Source organism: Thalassotalea piscium, from assembly GCF_030295935.1.
Taxonomy (GTDB): Bacteria; Pseudomonadota; Gammaproteobacteria; order Enterobacterales; family Alteromonadaceae; genus Thalassotalea_B; species Thalassotalea_B piscium.
In genome coordinates, this window is record NZ_AP027362.1 from 1,041,528 (window position 1) to 1,059,677 (window position 18,150).

General features: G+C 36.8%; 16 protein-coding genes. 11 read left to right on the forward strand and 5 right to left on the reverse strand.

Annotation, left to right across the window (positions count from 1 at the left end; translation table 11 throughout):
- The first annotated feature begins 52 nt into the window (after positions 1-52).
- The 9 genes from QUD79_RS04370 (at position 53) to parC (ending at position 10,934) form a co-directional block, all read left to right on the forward strand.
- Positions 53-673, forward strand: coding sequence for an NUDIX domain-containing protein (locus QUD79_RS04370; protein ID WP_184423811.1), 621 nt, complete (start codon positions 53-55; stop codon positions 671-673).
- 44 nt (positions 674-717) lie between these two features.
- Positions 718-1,164: a DUF1249 domain-containing protein gene (locus tag QUD79_RS04375; RefSeq protein WP_184423810.1), complete on the forward strand. Its 447-nt coding sequence runs from the start codon at positions 718-720 to the stop codon at positions 1,162-1,164.
- 21 nt (positions 1,165-1,185) lie between these two features.
- Positions 1,186-1,962, forward strand: a complete 777-nt coding sequence (locus tag QUD79_RS04380; RefSeq protein ID WP_184423809.1) for a metallophosphoesterase — start codon at positions 1,186-1,188, stop codon at positions 1,960-1,962.
- Positions 1,963-1,969: 7 nt separating this feature from the next.
- Complete coding sequence (locus QUD79_RS04385; RefSeq protein ID WP_184423808.1) at positions 1,970-2,542, forward strand: YqiA/YcfP family alpha/beta fold hydrolase; 573 nt, start codon at positions 1,970-1,972, stop codon at positions 2,540-2,542.
- A gap of 45 nt (positions 2,543-2,587) precedes the next feature.
- On the forward strand, positions 2,588-4,477 hold the full coding sequence (gene parE / locus QUD79_RS04390) for a DNA topoisomerase IV subunit B (protein WP_184423807.1): 1,890 nt from the start codon (positions 2,588-2,590) through the stop codon (positions 4,475-4,477).
- 196 nt (positions 4,478-4,673) lie between these two features.
- The gene (locus QUD79_RS04395; RefSeq protein WP_184423806.1) at positions 4,674-5,081 is read left to right on the forward strand and encodes a VOC family protein; all 408 of its coding nucleotides are present in this window, start codon (positions 4,674-4,676) and stop codon (positions 5,079-5,081) included.
- A gap of 180 nt (positions 5,082-5,261) precedes the next feature.
- Complete coding sequence (locus QUD79_RS04400) at positions 5,262-7,103, forward strand: tetratricopeptide repeat-containing diguanylate cyclase (protein ID WP_184423805.1); 1,842 nt, start codon at positions 5,262-5,264, stop codon at positions 7,101-7,103.
- A gap of 83 nt (positions 7,104-7,186) precedes the next feature.
- Entirely contained in the window at positions 7,187-8,431 is a 1,245-nt protein-coding gene (locus QUD79_RS04405) for a GGDEF domain-containing protein (protein WP_184423804.1), read from the forward strand.
- Between the two features lie 190 nt (positions 8,432-8,621).
- The gene (parC, locus tag QUD79_RS04410; RefSeq protein WP_184423803.1) at positions 8,622-10,934 is read left to right on the forward strand and encodes a DNA topoisomerase IV subunit A; all 2,313 of its coding nucleotides are present in this window, start codon (positions 8,622-8,624) and stop codon (positions 10,932-10,934) included.
- A 316-nt stretch (positions 10,935-11,250) separates the two neighbouring features.
- On the opposite strand, the gene QUD79_RS04415 is transcribed toward parC, so the two are convergent.
- From QUD79_RS04415 to tal, 3 genes are all read right to left on the reverse strand, one after another.
- On the reverse strand, positions 11,251-11,793 hold the full coding sequence (locus QUD79_RS04415) for a DUF6942 family protein (protein WP_184423802.1): 543 nt from the start codon (positions 11,791-11,793) through the stop codon (positions 11,251-11,253).
- A 71-nt stretch (positions 11,794-11,864) separates the two neighbouring features.
- Entirely contained in the window at positions 11,865-12,038 is a 174-nt protein-coding gene (locus tag QUD79_RS04420) for a DUF3545 family protein (protein WP_184423801.1), read from the reverse strand.
- Positions 12,039-13,023: 985 nt separating this feature from the next.
- Positions 13,024-13,977, reverse strand: coding sequence for a transaldolase (tal, locus tag QUD79_RS04425; protein WP_184423800.1), 954 nt, complete (start codon positions 13,975-13,977; stop codon positions 13,024-13,026).
- A gap of 304 nt (positions 13,978-14,281) precedes the next feature.
- Here tal and yaaA point away from each other — a divergent pair, with 304 nt between their 5' ends.
- Positions 14,282-15,058, forward strand: coding sequence for a peroxide stress protein YaaA (gene yaaA / locus QUD79_RS04430; protein WP_184423799.1), 777 nt, complete (start codon positions 14,282-14,284; stop codon positions 15,056-15,058).
- 244 nt (positions 15,059-15,302) lie between these two features.
- Here yaaA and srmB read toward each other — a convergent pair whose 3' ends face one another.
- Together srmB and fldB are read right to left on the reverse strand one after the other, a co-directional pair.
- Positions 15,303-16,535 (reverse strand): ATP-dependent RNA helicase SrmB, encoded by a 1,233-nt coding sequence (srmB, locus tag QUD79_RS04435; protein WP_184423798.1) that lies wholly within the window; start codon positions 16,533-16,535, stop codon positions 15,303-15,305.
- A gap of 91 nt (positions 16,536-16,626) precedes the next feature.
- On the reverse strand, positions 16,627-17,157 hold the full coding sequence (fldB, locus tag QUD79_RS04440) for a flavodoxin FldB (RefSeq protein ID WP_184423797.1): 531 nt from the start codon (positions 17,155-17,157) through the stop codon (positions 16,627-16,629).
- A 214-nt stretch (positions 17,158-17,371) separates the two neighbouring features.
- Between fldB and dsbC the strand changes: the two genes are divergently transcribed.
- A complete protein-coding gene (gene dsbC / locus QUD79_RS04445; protein WP_184423796.1) occupies positions 17,372-18,148 on the forward strand; it encodes a bifunctional protein-disulfide isomerase/oxidoreductase DsbC in 777 nt (258 codons plus the stop codon).
- Positions 18,149-18,150: the final 2 nt, after the last annotated feature.

The window sequence follows — 18,150 nt, forward strand, 5'->3', positions numbered from 1 at the left end:
CTAATGCTTTGTCATAGTGATTTTGCCCTTTTTCTAATGGATTTGACTAAAAATGAATAAAAACGCACAAACTATACTGCGGTATAGCGAGAAAGATATTAATTTTGTATCTAAAAAACCGTTGTATACAGGCTTCTTTAAGTTCGAACAATACAACATACAGCATCGTTTATATAACGGCGAAATGAGTGAGCTACTTTCTCGGGAAATATTTGAGCGTGGAGATGCGGTTGTGTTAATGCCGTACGATCCTAAAACGGACAGTTTAGTTATGATCGAACAGTTTAGACCTGGTGCTATCCGTGAAAATAACTCACCATGGTTACTCGAGTTTGTTGCCGGTATGTTTTCACCAGAAGAAAGCCCCGTGGAAGTTGCAGTTAGAGAAGCGAAAGAAGAAGCCAATCTCGACTTGAACCCTAGTAATATTACTCCCGTATTGAAATATCTGTCTAGCCCAGGCGGTATGACTGAGCAAATTCACTTGTTTATCGGTATTGTTGACACTAAAGGTGTTGGAGGCGTATATGGTTTAGCCGATGAACATGAGGATATTTTGGTTCATGTAGTTACTCGAGAGCAAGCAATGGCTTTATTATCTGAGGGTAAAATAACAAATGCATCTACCATAATTGGGTTACAATGGTTGCAATTGAACTATCAAAACTTATAAAACTAAACCGATAAAGCCTACAAAGTGAGCTAACAGAGTCAGCAATGAAATCAGCAAACTACCGTCCAAATTTACCTAACTTAATGAGTCTGTGTGAGATCAATTATATGATGTTACTGCGCTTGTTAGCTGATAAAGAACTAGCTGGAGAAGAGCGAAATTTTATCATTTCAGATTTTGTTTCCTACCGCATTAAAGTCAATGAGGTAACACCATACACCTCTTTAATAACAATGACACAAAACTGTAATGCTTTGGTCAACACCTTAAAGGGGTTTTTAAAGCCTAAAATGGTTATTCGTTTGTATCACGACGCCCGTATGGCTGAGGTAATTAGTAATCAAGATATTTCGCAAGTTAAACCTCGCTACGACTACCCGAATTCAAAAATGCACTTACCTGATGAAAAACAACAGATAAATTTATTCTTAAAAGAATGGTTGCAATTAAGCTTACAGCTTGGTCAAAGCCCAATTAAACTTTGCAGTTAGACTGTTAATAGAGAAATTTGAGTGAATAGTAAATTAATAAACACTGAACTAACCTTTGCCCAATTCACAGACTGTCATTTATACGAAGATAAACAAGCGCTTCATCATGGAGCAAATGTTTATCAAAATTTATTTGCTGTTTTACGTGCATTAACGCAATTACCTGAGCTTGATTTTGCTGTTTTTACCGGTGATTTAACGCAAGATCATACCGAGCGTTCATATCAAAACTTTGTGGAGGCCGTTAGCCAGAGTCAATTAAATATACCGATATATTGGCTTGCAGGTAATCATGATGAAATATTTTATATGAACAGCTACTTAAATGCAGCGCCATTTAACAGTGCAAAACAAATTGAAAGTAATCACTGGCAAGTGATATTACTTGATAGTAAAAGTGAAACACCTGCTGGTGAAATATCAACTCAGCAATTGAACCAACTAAATGAATTGATTGATCCGAAAAAATTTCAGTTACTGATGATGCATCACCATGCAACCAATGTAGGTTATTTTATTGACCATCATGGCTTGAACAATCAAGATGAGTTTTGGCGCCATATCAATCAATACAAAAGCATTAAAGTGATTGCTTGCGGCCATGTTCATAACGCACTCATTAGGCAGCATACTAATAGTAAATTTCAGGTGCCGGTGATCACATGCCCTGCAACTTCTATTCAATTCGACCAATTTGCTACCACGGTTAAAAATGCGAATCTACCTTCTGGATTCCGCGTTTATACTCTTTATAGCAATGGCGATTCATTATCACAAATACATAACGTAACGAGCTAGTAATACTATGAAAATAAAGCAGATTTTATATATTCATGGTTTTAATTCATCGCCAAAGTCGCTTAAAGCAGAGCAAACTAAGCAGTATTTACATCAAAAATTTCCACATGTTAAATTTCATTGTCCACAAATAAAGTCGTCACCAAATGAAGCGATAGCACAGTTAAGCCAAATACTTGAAGAAAATAAAGGTGATTGGTTTTTAATAGGTTCGTCACTTGGAGGTTATTTTTCTACATACCTCAGTGAAAAATATCAACTACCAGCAGCTATTGTTAACCCCGCAGTAAGGCCTTATGAGTTGCTTAATGGTTACCTTGGTGTTCAAACTAACCCTTATACTAATGAAATTTACACGGTTACCGAGCAGTATATTGACGATCTTATAGCATTAGAGCAGAATGAAATTACAAAAAAACATTACTTGGTGATGGTACAAACAGGTGATGAAGTGTTAGATTACCAACAAGCAGTGAACAAATTCCAACAGTGCCAATTAATTGTACAACAAAGTGGTGACCATAGCTTTGTTAATTATTCAACGCTATTACCGCAAATCGCGCAATTTTTTAAACTGTAAACCGTCATAAAGGTCAGCACGACCTAATAATTATTAGAAAGAGTTATGAGCGAACAATATAATTCCGAATCTATCGAAGTACTTAGTGGTTTAGATCCCGTCCGTCATCGTCCAGGAATGTATACCGACACTAGCCGTCCTAACCATTTAGGGCAAGAAGTTATTGATAACTCGGTTGATGAAGCATTAGCAGGGCACGCGCAAAATATTACCGTTATTTTAGATAAAGACCAATCATTAGAAATTATTGATGATGGCCGTGGTATGCCTATTGATATTCATAAAGAAGAGGGAGTTTCGGGTGTTGAGCTTATTTTTTGTAAGCTTCATGCGGGCGGAAAGTTCTCTAATAAAAACTACCAGTTTTCAGGGGGGTTACATGGTGTTGGTATATCGGTGGTTAACGCGCTCTCAAAACGTGTTGATGTTGCAGTAAGGCGTGACGGTAAAGTCTATGAAATGGCGTTTGAACATGGAGAAAAGGTTGAAGAATTACGTGAAACAGGTACTGTAGGACGACGTAATACAGGTTCTCGAGTAAAGTTTTGGCCAGAAGAAAAATACTTCGACTCACCTAAATTTTCAGTTCGTCGCCTTATTCACTTGTTAAAAGCTAAGGCTGTATTATGCCCAGGCTTAACGATAAAATTTCATGATAAAAATGAAGATCAAAAATATCAGTGGTATTACGAAGACGGGCTTTGTGATTACTTAAAAGAATCAGTTAAAAGCTATGTAAGTTTGCCAGAAGAGCCTTTTATTGGGGCTTTTAGTTCACAAAACGAAGCAGTAGATTGGGCAGTTACTTGGTTGCCAGAAGGTGGAGAGTCGGTTGGCGAAAGTTATGTAAACTTAATTCCTACGGTACAAGGTGGCACCCATGTAAATGGTTTACGTCAAGGTTTACTCGAGTCGATGCGCGAGTTTTGTGAGTTTCGTAACTTGATCCCAAGAGGGGTAAAATTAACCCCAGACGATATCTGGGATAAATGCTCATATATTTTATCGGTAAAAATGGGAGATCCTCAATTTGCCGGCCAAACCAAAGAGCGCTTGTCTTCACGCCAATGTGCCGCATTTGTTATGGGCGTGGTAAAAGATGCGTTTAGCTTATGGTTAAATGAACATACAGAAGTGGCAGAAACATTAGCAGAATTTTGTATATCAAATGCACAACGTCGCCTGCGTGCAAGTAAAAAAATAATTCGTAAAAAAGTAACGCAAGGGCCCGCACTACCTGGCAAGCTAACCGATTGTGGTAGTCAAGATATTGCACGGACTGAATTGTTTCTTGTGGAAGGAGACTCTGCTGGCGGAAGTGCTAAACAGGCACGAGACCGTGAATTTCAGGCAATTATGCCATTACGTGGTAAAATATTAAATACTTGGGAAGTAGACTCAGGACAAATATTAGCCTCGCAAGAAGTACACAATATATCAATTGCTTTAGGTATTGACCCAGACTCAGAAGACTTAACCGAATTACGCTATGGTAAAATTTGTATTTTAGCAGATGCAGACTCTGATGGACTTCACATTGCAACATTATTATGTGCCTTATTTATGCAGCACTTTTTACCGCTTGTAAAAGCAGGGCATGTCTATGTCGCCATGCCGCCTTTATATAGAGTAGATGTAGGTAAAGAAGTATTCTATGCATTAGATGAAGCAGAAAAAGACGGTATTCTTGACCGCATCGAAGCAGAAAAGAAACGCGGTAAAGTTAACGTACAACGCTTTAAAGGCTTGGGTGAAATGAACCCTCTGCAATTGCGTGAAACCACTATGGATCCAAATACCCGTAGACTAGTGCAACTAACGGTAGACGAGCACTCAGAAACAATGGAACTAATGGACATGCTTTTATCTAAAAAGCGTGCGGGCGACCGAAAAGACTGGTTGCAAGCGAAAGGCGACTTGGTTGAATTGCTGTAATTGTAATCAAACTAAAATAGCGGCTGTTGATGACAAATCAACAGATACTTAAGCCGTTTTTATTAAGTAAACGCCCAAGCTAATAACACGATTTATTATTCTAAAAGCACTCCTATTAATATGAGTGCTTTTTTTATGATCTTTTTTCTCATAGTATGGTGTTGTTAAATTTCAAGGTAAACACCTAAGGAATAATATGATCGCCCATCGTGAGCTTAGATCCATTTGTCATATGTCGATTGGTACTAATAATTTAGTAAGTGCAGCAGATTTTTATAAGCAGTTATTACCAGTATTACAGATTGAGCTAGTATGTGAATATGAACATGCATTAGCTTTTGGTAAAGGTTATCCTGAGTTTTGGGTGCAAGTGCCGTTTGATCAACAACAAGCGACTTCGGGTAATGGCGTTCATATTGGTTTTGTAGCAACAACAAAAAAACAAGTTGATGATTTTTACATGAAGGGCATAGCGCTTGGAGCAAAATGCAATGGAAAACCAGGCCCAAGAAAAGAGTATGGTGAACCCTATTATGGTTGTTTCTTAATTGATCTTGACGGCAATAAAATTGAAGCGAGTTACTGGCAAATAAATAAAGAGTGATTTATTAAGCATTTTTGATTATATTGTTGAAATACTGATCTATTTTTATAGAAAAAATGCATCGGCAAAGATATTTAATACACTTAGTTTTATTAGTTTATAAAGGGGAATTGCTTGTTTGCTTGCGACATAAAAAAAGCTCACGCTGTTAACCATTTCTTTTTATGCTTTATATTATTAATGTCATATAAAGCATTCGCTGTTGATTTATTAACAGACGAGGGTTTTGAGCAATTTGTACAACAAATTGATAAGCTTAAAGACAGTAATTCAAAAGAAGCCTACCTCTTTTTACAACAATACGCAGATAAAGCTGAAGAGCTTTCCGTTGATAACCGCCTAGTTTTTTACCGCTATCTTGCTGACACATACTCTGAACAAGCACAATATCAGCAAAGTAAAGAAATTGCAGATAAAGCCCTTCTATTAGCTAAAAACCTTTCTAGCCCAAGCATAGTTAGTGCTGAATTAAATTATACCCGCGGCTTTGCCGTTGAAAACTTAGGCGAGTTTGATAGTGCTATTACAAATTATCAAAACGGGTTGGAAATAGCAGAATCGTTAAATGACAAAAAGAATATCGCTACCGGTCTAATAAACTTAGGCGCTATCTACTACCTTACACAAAAATTTGACCGTTCATTAATTGTTTTTAACCAGGCGCTTAATATCGCGATTCCATTAAAAGATAACGAATTACTCGGCTATATTTATAGTGAACTCGGTATTTTATACGAATATATGTATGAAGAAGAGAAAGCGATGGCTTTTTACTTAAAGTCATATGAGTATTTTCAACAAGCAGGTAAAAATTTTAATGCGTACAATAGCCTTCGCAATATTGCGATAAATCATGTTAGACATAGACGCTATGAAGAAGCGATTAAAATTAATAAAGAAATTGTTGAACATGAAAAAGAAATTGGCAATATAGAAATAATGGCATCAGCTTATATGGGGCTAGCATGGTCGTATTTGAAGAAGAAAGAGAGTAACCCTGAAGCCGCATACGAGTATCTCAAAATTTCAGAACAATATTCTAGTCAGGGCGAGCAGTACAAAATAGAAGTGTCATTTGGTATAAATAAAGCCTACCTACTTTATGAGATGAAAAAATATAATGAGGTGCTTGAAACACTTTCGTTAATAGAGCCGTTATTGCAAGACAAAAAAATGCACAAAGCCGCCATAATCAATGTTTTATTTTTAAAAAGCAGTATTTATTATGAGCAAGAGCAGTATGAAAAGGCATATCATCTTCAAAATGAATATTTCAAACTTGGTACTGAGTTGAGAGAAAGTTCAAATTATGAAGCTGTTGAAGATTTGCGGATGCGCTATGAAAGCGAGCAAGCTGATATAAAGAAACAGCTTTTAGACCAACAACAGTCATTACAAACCATTCGTTTAAAAGAGTCAGAGTATCAAGAAGAGAATCGAAATATTATTTTGGCATTTAGCGCCATTGTTGTATTAATTATTGGTTGGTTTTTATTGCGAATTATTCGGGGGCAACAACGGCTTGTCTTTTTAAGTCAGACCGATGGTTTGACAGGGGTAGTTAACCGTAGGCGACTAATTGAATTAAGTGACTTTTTCTTTTACCAAGCCAAAAAAGCCAAAATTGAGTTTAGTGTTTTAATGATTGATGTTGATGACTTTAAGTTAATTAATGATACCTATGGCCACAAAGTGGGAGATAAAGTATTAACAAAAGTTGCACAAATTGGTGCTGCTACAATGCGCTCAACAGATGAATTTGGGCGATTTGGAGGCGAAGAGTTTATTGCATTATTACCTGAAACTGGGTTAGAGCAAGCGAAAAACATTGCCGAGCGTTTACGAAAAAGTATCAATGAACATGAAATTTGGCGCAATCTGATAAAAGGTAATGTTGCTGTTAGTATAGGTGTTTCATGCGTAGATTTAGACGTGCATAAAAATGCTGACGACTTAATAAAAAGCGCTGATATTTTATTGTATAAAGCGAAAAACCAGGGGAAAAACCAAGTATGTTATTAATACTGAGGTTTATTCAGAAACAGGTTTTATCAATTGCTTTGAACAGGAGTAAAGCGATTAAGTTTTTATTATGCCTTTTGATCATGCTAGCAAGTACTACCAAAGTGTTAGCGGCTAAAAATACAGCTTCTTTAGTTACTTTACAAACCATCGCATATCAAGAGCAAAACACCATAACACATAGCGCACCTAACAATATGCTTGATAGTAAAGTAGAGCTCGAAGTGCGGCCTTCAATATTTACATTAATTGATAAAATGAAGAATAACGATAACGTATCTCATGAAATGCTCTCGCAAATTGAAAGTGAACTTCCACCCCTTAATGCGGCTGAGTACTATTTGTTAAATTATTTGTCTGCTTATATTTCATACCATAATGGTGAAATACAAAAAGCGATTAATTGGGCTAATAAGGCAATTTCCTATGAAGAACAAATGCTGCAAAGCCAGTTAGCCACTCCACTTTTCTTTGATATATATTTGGCTTTAGCAAAGTATCACAGTGAGCTTGGGCAATATAAAAGGGCCTATGACGCTAAAAGGTCTTATATGAATCGCTACAGCGATTCATTAATGAACATGAAAGATAGCCGCATAAAAGCACTTGATGAAAAGTATGGCACTGCAATTAAGCAAAACGAAAACCTTTTATTAGAAAGCCAAAATGAGCTTAAACGTTTAAAAATAAAAGAAGCAGAGAATGAAAAATATATTCAGTTACGTAATCTTGTAATTTTATCCTTAGTTGGCTTGCTTTTTTTAGCACTGATTTTACGACAAGTTCATGTGAGTAACAGGTTAAGAGTAATAGCCAAAACTGACGCATTAACTGGATTATTTAACCGCCGCAGCTTATTTAAAAAAGGTAACTTATTAGTTAACGAAGCAGTTAAAGAAGGAAATACTGTTAGTGCTATTTTGTTAGATATAGACTTTTTTAAATCAGTTAATGACAATTATGGTCATGATGTTGGTGATAAAGTTATTAAAATGGTAGCTGAGGTCGGTACAGAAACTATACGCTCTAGAGATTATTACGCGCGTTTAGGTGGCGAAGAATTTGCCGCTATTTTACCAGGTGCTAGCCTTGAAGAATCAAAAGCTTTTGCTGAGCGTTTAAGAGAAAAGGTTGAGCAACTTGACTTAAGTACAATTAATATTGAACGTAAAATTACCGTAAGTATTGGCGTAGCTAATTTGGCACAAGTAACACCATCTTTCGATATATTATTACATGCTGCTGATGAAGCAATGTACAATGCCAAAGAGCAAGGGCGAAATAGAGTGTGTTGTTATCAACCTAGCGAGACCACAGCATCAACTTAAACTCAATAAAGTCTCTCAAACGCTTATTAAACGAACGATAGCTAACTTTTATTGAGTTTACAGTTTTTTCCAAAACAATTATCAGATAAGCTATGCCCATGCCATAACAGGTATTTTAATCAGTAGGTGTTTTGATTAATATTTTTTACAACCCATCTGTTTGTTAAGTTAAAAGTAGGAACAAAAGTTCATGTCTGACGTGCTTGAATACAGTCTTGATGGTGTCGAACAACGCCCTTTAAGGCAGTTTACTGAAGAAGCTTATTTAAATTATTCCATGTATGTCATTATGGACAGAGCTTTGCCGCATATTGGTGATGGTTTAAAGCCTGTTCAGCGCCGTATTGTCTATGCGATGTCTGAGTTAGGGCTTTCTGCGCTAGCTAAATATAAGAAATCTGCAAGAACTGTAGGTGATGTGCTTGGTAAGTTTCATCCCCATGGCGACTCCGCTTGTTATGAAGCAATGGTATTGATGGCTCAGCCTTTTTCTTACCGCTATCCTCTTGTAGACGGACAAGGAAACTGGGGTGCACCCGACGACCCTAAATCATTTGCGGCTATGCGCTATACCGAAGCACGTTTATCAAAGTTTAGTGAAGTATTACTTGCGGAGTTAGGTCAAGGTACTGTTGATTGGATACCTAACTTTGACGGGACAATGAAGGAGCCTAAAACGTTACCAGCAAGGCTACCTCATATATTACTTAACGGGATCACAGGTATTGCCGTCGGTATGGCAACTGATATACCTCCACATAATGTGCGGGAAATTGCTGATGCTTGTATACATTTAATCGAGTCACCAAAGGCAGAGGTGGCTGACTTACTAGCGTATGTTAAAGGACCTGATTACCCAACTGAAGCTGAAATAATTACGCCAAAAACTGAAATTGAAAAGCTTTATCAAACTGGCCGAGGCAGCATTAAAATGCGTGCGGTGTATGAAATTGAGCATGGCGAAGTAGTTATTACTTCACTGCCACATCAAGCTTCAGGCGGCAAAATTCTTGAACAAATTGCAGGTCAAATGACGGCTAAAAAATTACCGATGGTAATTGATCTACGTGATGAGTCTGATCATGAAAACCCAATTCGTTTAGTTGTTGTGCCACGCTCAAATAGAGTAGACATTGAGCAATTAATGCAACATTTATTTGCAACAACTGACTTAGAAAAAAGCTATCGTGTTAACTTAAATATGATTGGGCTTAATAATAAGCCGGCGGTTAAAGACTTACGTACTATTTTAATCGAGTGGTTAGAGTATCGTCGAGAAACAGTTCGTCGACGCTTGCAGTATCGTTTAGATAAAGTATTAGCAAGGTTGCATATTCTTGACGGCTTATTAGTTGCGTATCTTAATATTGATGAAGTTATTGAAATTATTAGAGGCTTTGATAACCCCAAAGCAGAACTAATTAGGCGTTTTGATCTTTCTGAGATACAAGCTGAAGCTATTTTAGAAATTAAGCTACGTCAACTAGCAAAGCTTGAAGAAATTAAAATTCGTGCTGAGCAAGACGAGCTAAACAAAGAACGTGAATATTTAGAAAAAACACTCAATTCTAAAGCGCGAATGAACACGCTTATTAAAAAAGAAATAATAGAAGCAGCTGAAAAGTATGGAGATGATCGTCGCTCTATTTTGGTTGAACGTAGCGAAGCTAAAGCATTATCTGAAAAAGATTTAGTGCCAAGTGAGCCTGTAACTGTTGTTGTTTCTGATAAGGGATGGGCGCGCTGTGCTAAGGGACACGATATCGAGCCAGAGACACTTAGCTACAAAGCTGGAGATGAATATTTATGCTCGGCTAAAGGGCGTAGCAACCGTCCTGTTGTTTTTATTGACTCAACTGGGCGAGCGTACGCTACAGATGCCCACACTTTGCCAACAGCACGTAGCCAAGGAGAACCCTTAACAGGACGCTTTAGTTTGGTTAGTGGTGCTACTTTTGAACATACATTAATGGCTGATGACGACTGTAATTACTTATTAAGTAGCGACGCAGGTTATGGTTTTGTTGGTAAGTTTTCAGAAATGGTCAGCCGTAATAAAAATGGTAAAGCATTATTAAGTTTGCCTGCAAATGCTAAAGTAATGTTACCCATACGGATTATGAATCTTGATAACGCGCTTGTGTTATCAATAACAACTGAAGGAAGAATGTTAGTCTTCCCAGTAAAAGATTTACCTATTTTAAGTAAGGGCAAGGGAAATAAAATTATCAATATTTCTTCAGCGAGAGCAAAAGCAAGGGAAGAATATGTCACTCTGCTTGAAGTCATTAACCCCGAAGATGCTGTAACTCTACACGCAGGAAAACGTAAACTTACCCTAAAAAATAGTGATATTGAACATTATCGAGGTGAAAGGGGACGAAGAGGCAATAAACTTCCTAGAGGCTTACAACGAGTTGATCGCATTGAAATAGAAACACCCGCTGCAGTTGATGAAGTAATAGCTGAACAAGGTGTAGACAAGCCGATTGAGCCTAGTTAACCTCGGCTTAGCGGCTTAGCGGCTTAGCGGCTTAGCGGCTTAGCGGCTTAGCATAGCTACTTTAAACAAAGTAACTGTTAACAATGAATATTAAACAATGAAGTAGCTACTGATAGAGTTAGCTACTTTTTTATTTCAGCTTTATGCAAAATGGTATAAGTTTATACTAAATAATGGCTAGCTATATAAAATATAGTTTATATGTCAATGTATTGCAGTATTGCTGCGGCTTTAGCTACTCTTTGTTATTGATAGCTTAGCATTAGTATAGGTGGTTCTAGGTATTCAACCACTAACCATTGGTAGTAGCACAAACTTAGCTAGACGCTAAAAAACTTGTAGAATTACTTCGTTCATCATAATTGAGGTTATTGGAAAGTTTTTTAATTAGTGTGGTTAACTGTGTAATTCTTTCATTCGTTAACTGTCTATAATCAAAATATGGGCAAACAATAATATTAAGTGATGAGTTAATTGCAAAAACGGGTGATAGCCATTGACACTTTTGTGCTATGCCGAGTGTTGTAGCATAAGTTTTCCCCATAATTATCGAGATTTCTTTAGTAGGGGCTTTAAATTTAGGCGCGGAGAATACTAAGCATTGATTGCTCTCCTTTTGTAATAATGATAAATCTCGTAATTGTTGCCATGTTGCGAAATGTTGAGGTGCAAGCTCGTATATTAGCTTGGCATAAACATTAAAAATTTTACGCCAATGGTTACCGGTTTCTTTACCAATAGTGCTGATATCATCTTTGCGTAGCGGTAAACAATGTTCAAGTGTTAAGTACGGAGCTAAAGGAGGCCTGTTCTCAATATAAACCTTTAGTGTGGCGTTACTGTTACCTAGTGCGATCACTTTTACCTCATTTTTGTGTAATAAAAAACCCAGTAAATACTGGGTTTTAAATTATAGTTATAATTAATTACTTAAAAGTCCTCTAAGGAATAGTCTAGTGAACTCTCGTAGGCTTTAAGTTCCTTTTCTAATTGAAACTTCTCCTTCAGTTGTTCTATTTCACGCCATTTACGTTTTTTATTATTACTTGAACTTGATTTGGCTGGTGTTCCCAAAGAGTTCAATAATTCTTCTATTTTATCCATGGTATGCTCCTTTTCTTACAACTGCATTGTTTTAATAACATATTACATCGAAGAATAGAATGGTTTTATGAACATTTTTTTACAAAAATATGAAAAATAAATAGCGATTTATTACTAGGGTCTGTTGATCTTTCAGTTTATAGCTCTGTTGCATTTGAAAAAGATGACAGTCGAGGCACTTAATGTAATGTTTGGTTGTTCCAAATGCACATTAAGTACAACTGCCGCGTCCTGCTCTCGTTAAGTACCTACATCCTGTAGGCAACAAAGAGTGACGCTTTTTCAAGGCAACCCAAAGGGCTATGACTATTTTTCAACCTAACATCGTTAAAAATGGTTAAAGTACGACTGCACTGATGCAGAAGGTAGAGCGACGCAGGATGCCAAAGCCGAGAATACTACATTGCACCATTTTCGCCTTGTTATCTTAAAAAATAGTCTATAGCAGAGGCTAAAATGAAAGATCAACAGACCCTAGGGCGTGTTGATCTTTCGAGTACAAATTTTGTACGAATTAAACATGATTTAATTGAGGCGTAGCGAATAAAGTGTCGTTATTCTACATAAATGAGCTAGACAGCTTCCGCGTCCTGCTCACGCTAAGTACCTACTTCCGTGTAAGCAACGAAAAGTCAATCATGTTTAAACGTATCCGTAGGACAGCGGCTCTTTGGTTTTTCTACGGCGTTTTCACTTATTTATGGGGAACAACCCCATTACATAAGTTCAGCCTTGTATAAACACCAAATAAATCGCTGCAAAAATGTACAGTAAAGATCAACACGCCCTAAGCAATCAATCGATTAGAATTTGTTCATCTCGTAAGGTGATTTTTTGCTGTAGTAGCTCTACACAATTGGTATTAATAGGGCATAAACGCTTGAAGCTAGTTTATATAAACTAGCTTCAAGCGTTTATTTTTAGTTACAAGGGGTTATTAAATTCGACTATTTGGCATAACAATACAGCTAATTTCTCTATATGTTTAAAGCAATTTGAAGAGTTGTTGCTCTAGCGTGACTTGGTCAATAGCAAAGTTACGTATCCCTTCTGCAAGCTTTTCTGTCGCCATAGGATCTTCATTCATTGCCCATCTAAACTGTTGTTCACTTAGCTTATCTGTAGCTTTTAAAGGTTGTTTATCAGGCGTTAACTTACGTGTGATTGTTTCATTGCTATTAGCTAATTCATCAAGTAACTGTGGGCTAATGGTTAAACGATCACAACCAGCTAATGCTAAAACTTCTTCTTTATTGCGAAAGCTTGCCCCCATAACCACAGTATTATAATTTTTAGCTTTATAGTAATTATATATCTGAGTAACTGAAACAACACCAGGGTCTTCATTTGCAGGATAACTATCTTTACCTGAGGACTTTTTATACCAATCGAGAATCCGTCCCACAAATGGTGAAATTAAATAAACGCCGGCTTCGGCACAAGCTTGTGCTTGGGCGAAGCTAAATAATAAGGTAAGGTTGCAATTAATAGCTTCTTGTTCTAATTGTTCTGCTGCCTTTATTCCCTCCCAGGTTGAAGCCAGTTTTATTAAAATGCGGTCGTTTTTAATCCCTGCTTCGTTATACATGGCGATAAGCTTGTGTGCTTTGTCGATTGAGGCCTGTGTATCAAATGATAAACGAGCATCTACCTCAGTAGAAATTCTTCCTGGGATAATTTTTAATATTTCTAGCCCAATTAATACTGAAAGTTTATCTGCTGCATCTGCTACTTGCTGTTCAGCATTCTTCGATTGTGCCTTTGCCCAATTAACTGCCTGTGTTAATAGCGATTGATAGCCAGACAAAGATGCAGCTTTTAATAATAGAGAAGGATTTGTGGTGGCATCTTGTGGATGAAATTTAGCAATTGCTTCTATGTCGCCGGTATCTGCAACGACAGTCGTCATTTGTTTTAACTGTTCGAGTTGATTAGCCATAATTTGCCTTGTGTTTTGGTAAAGTGAAAAAGTTAACGTTTATATATGCTAATACCATATAGGGTATAAAAATATGACAAGGTTTGGATAATGCCGATATTTGATCTGGTTACTTTTTATAAATTAGCGTAATAAATAGCTTCACTCAATATAAGTAGTATTCTATTTGTATCAAATTTAATGATTTAAGCAAGCCCTAGTAATAACTTGTCTTAGTTTTAATTATTTTTTATTTAACAATTCTTAAAAAAAACACTGCTATGTTATAGTGTGATTATTTAACCCACTAGTCTCGGAAAATAAAATGTTGCTTGTTGTTTCTCCTGCGAAAAATTTAGATTTTGAATCGCCACTCACTACTGAAAAATATTCACAACCTGAACTATTAGATGAAAGCCAATTACTTATTGATCGCTGCGTAGAACTTTCGCCGGCGGATATTAGCTCATTAATGGGTATCAGTGATAAGTTAGCAGGGTTAAATGCTGCGCGATTTGGTGAGTGGTCAAAACCTTTTACTACAGACAATGCACGACCTGCTGTATTAGCGTTTAATGGTGACGTATATGCGGGGCTTGACGCTAAAACATTATCTGATGATGATTTCAGCTTTGCTCAACAGCACATGAGAATTTTATCTGGTTTGTATGGTTTATTAAAACCACTTGATTTAATGCAAGCTTACCGATTAGAAATGGGTACTAAATTGAGTAACTCAAGAGGTGATAATTTGTATCAATTTTGGGGTGATATTATTACAGACAAGCTTAATCAGGCGTTGGTTGACCAAGGTGATAACCTCCTCATTAATTTAGCCTCAAACGAATACTTCAAAGCGGTAAAGAAAAAAAACTTAAAGGCTGAAATAATAACTCCTGCGTTCAAAGACTGGAAAAATGGTCAGTATAAAATGATCAGCTTCTACGCGAAAAAAGCACGAGGACTGATGGCTCGTTATATTATCGAGCATAAAGTGAATAATGTTGAACAGCTAAAAAACTTTGATAGCGCTGGATATCAATATGATGCTGATTTAAGCCAAGGAAATAACTGGGTGTTTACCCGTAAGCAAGAAGATTAATAAGCACTAGGGCGTGTTTAAACGTATCCATAGGACAGCGCCTCTTTGGTTTTTCTACGGCGTTTTCACTTATTTATGGGGAACAACCCCATTACATAGGTTCAGCCTTGTATAAACACCAAACAAATCGCTGTAAAAATGTTCAGTAAAGATCAACACGCCCTAGCTAAAGTGGTGGTTTACTCTTATAAAAAAAGCATCACGTATTTCGTGATGCTTTTTTTATGGTCAAATGTCTTGGTGTTTACTTTTTACGTTTAGCTATTTTTTTAGCCTTTGCTTTCTTTTGAGCGGTTGTTCTTTTTACTTTAGGCTTTTTAATAGAAACGCGAGATTCTTTATGTTGTGGACGAAGTTCTTCAATTACTCTTCGAGCGAGTTTTTCACCAATAAAGCGTTCAATTTTTCCTATAACAGCCATGTCATGTGCTTCCACTAATGAAATAGCAGTGCCTTTATTACCAGCACGGCCTGTTCTACCAATTCGGTGAATATAAATATCTACCATTCTTGGCATGTCAAAGTTAATTACATGGGTAATATCATCAATATCTAGACCTCTTGCTGCAACGTCTGTAGCGACTAAAACATTTACCTTTGCTGTTTTTAAGCGATCTACAGCATTGTTGCGTTTATCTTGAAGCATTTTACCTTCAAGCCATGCGCATGGAATTTCTTCAGCGTATAATTTACCCGATAAGTATTGAACGGTTTCGCGTTTATTAGCAAAAACGACAGCACGTTTAACGCCTTCTTGTTTCAAAATATTGGCTAATAACTTGAATTTATGATCTTTATTATCAGCAAGATGGATCCACTGATGTGTTTTGGCTTTTTCCTGACGAGATGGGTTTGACTCAAGAAAAACTGGCTCGTTTAAAATTTCTCTGGCGAATCTGCTAACACCAGCGCTTGCTAAAGTTGCTGAAAATAATAATGTTTGTTTACGCCACCTTGCTTCACCAACAATGCGATTGATGGTTTCAGAAAAACCCATGTCGAGCATACGGTCAGCTTCATCTAACACTAAAATTTCAATATCTCTGGCGTCAAACTGTTCATTTTCTATGTATTCAAGTAAACGTCCAGGTGTTGCTATTAAAATGTCTGTATTACCCGTTAAAACGTCTTGATGACTACCATAATTAACACCGCCAGTTATTACTGCGGTCTTTATTGTGGTAAGCGCAGTAAGCTTCTCTGCTTGTTCACCAATTTGTAATGCTAATTCACGGGTTGGTGATAGTACAAGTACGCGAGGAAAACCGGGTCTTTTACGAGGGTAATCAAGTAGGTGCTGGGCAGCGGGCAACAAAAAGGCGGCCGTTTTTCCTGTACCAGTAGGAGCTGACGCTAATACGTCTTTTCCTGCCATTGCTACTGGTAAAACAAGAGACTGGATCGATGTGGGCTTTTTGAAGCCAGCATTGTTAATGCCGCCTAGAAGTTCTGAATCTAGCTCGAACTGCTCAAACATAAAAAATAAAATTCGCTTTGATAAAATAGCTGCTAATTATAAAGACTATTAACGCTATTAGCTAGACCCTTACCTGAGTAATAAAAATGCTTTAATCTGATGACAATAGTGTGTGAATCTCGTTTTTAACTTGCTGGCACCAAGTTGCAATTCGTTCATCTGTCAGTTCATATTGGTTATCTTCATCAAGTGCCAAACCAACAAATTCGGTGGTATCTGTTGTTAACGCTTTAGATGCGGCAAATTCGTAACCATTGTTAGGCCAGTAGCCAATACAATACGCCCCTTGTGCAATAACTTGTTGATGCAACATACCTAAAGCATCTTGAAACCACTCGGTATAACCAATTTGATCACCCATTCCAAAGAGTGCAATGACTTTATCTGACAGGTCTAAGTTGGCAATTTCAGGCCAGTGGCTTTCCCAGTCTTCTTGAATTTCACCGTAGTCCCAAGTTGATATACCGAAAATTAGTAAGTCAAAATTTAGACACTCAGCCAATGGTATTTCTTTGATATTAAAAAGCTCAATAGTGAGATCACCAGTAAAGTGTTGCTGAATTTTTTCTGCGGCTATTTCTGTATAGCATGTGGTCGAACCGTAAAATAAACCTATTTTCATCGTAAAAATGCCGTTATCAATGGTAGTAAGTCGTTTAAATTGTCGCGAGTTTATCAGAAACACTAGGTGAAGTGTTATCATCAACTATGATTAAAGAGTTTCAATATTGATTTTTTATTGATAAGCCTGTAATTTTAGCGCAATTAAGGCGGTCTTGTTTATATTGGGTCAATAACTTTATGGGTACACCGTATCGTTTTATTTAGGAAAAAATATGTTTAAAAAATTTGTAGTAAGTACCGCGTTATTTATTGGATTAACTTCATCATCTCTACTGCTTGCATTTGATGGTGAAAGTGCATTAAAAAATACAGCTGTAAATAGCGAGTTTAATGCGTTGCGTACAAAATTAGGTGGTGTAATAGGAAGTATAACCTCTATAAAAGCGAGCCCTATGGTGGGATTGGTGGAAATTATTGCAGATCATGGCGTTTTTTATTCAAGCCTTGATGGTAACTTTTTAATTGACGGGAAATTATACGACATCGCCGCTCGAAGTGATTTAACTGAAGAGACATTAATGCAAATTAGAGTTGACGGTGTAAATAGCTTTGAGAAAGACATGATTGTTTTTCCAGCTAAAAATGAAAAGCATGTGATTAATGTGTTTACTGATATTACCTGTGGTTATTGCAGAAAAATGCATGAGCAAATAGATGATTACAACGATAAAGGTATTACTGTTCGTTATTTAGCATACCCGAGATACGGAATTAAAGATCAAATGGGGCAGTACTCTAAGGGCTTTAAAGACTTACGTTCAATTTGGTGTAATGAAGATCCAAAAGCGGCATTAACGAAAGCAAAAATGGGGTCAAATGTTGCTCAGCGTATTTGTGACAAACCTATTGAAGATGAATTTAATTTTGGTCGTAAAATTGGTGTTACTGGCACCCCCGCTATTATTTTCGATAATGGATTTATGTTGCCAGGATATAAAGATCCAGAAAGTTTATTAGAGATAATAGAAAAAATTAAAGCGACAGGATAAGC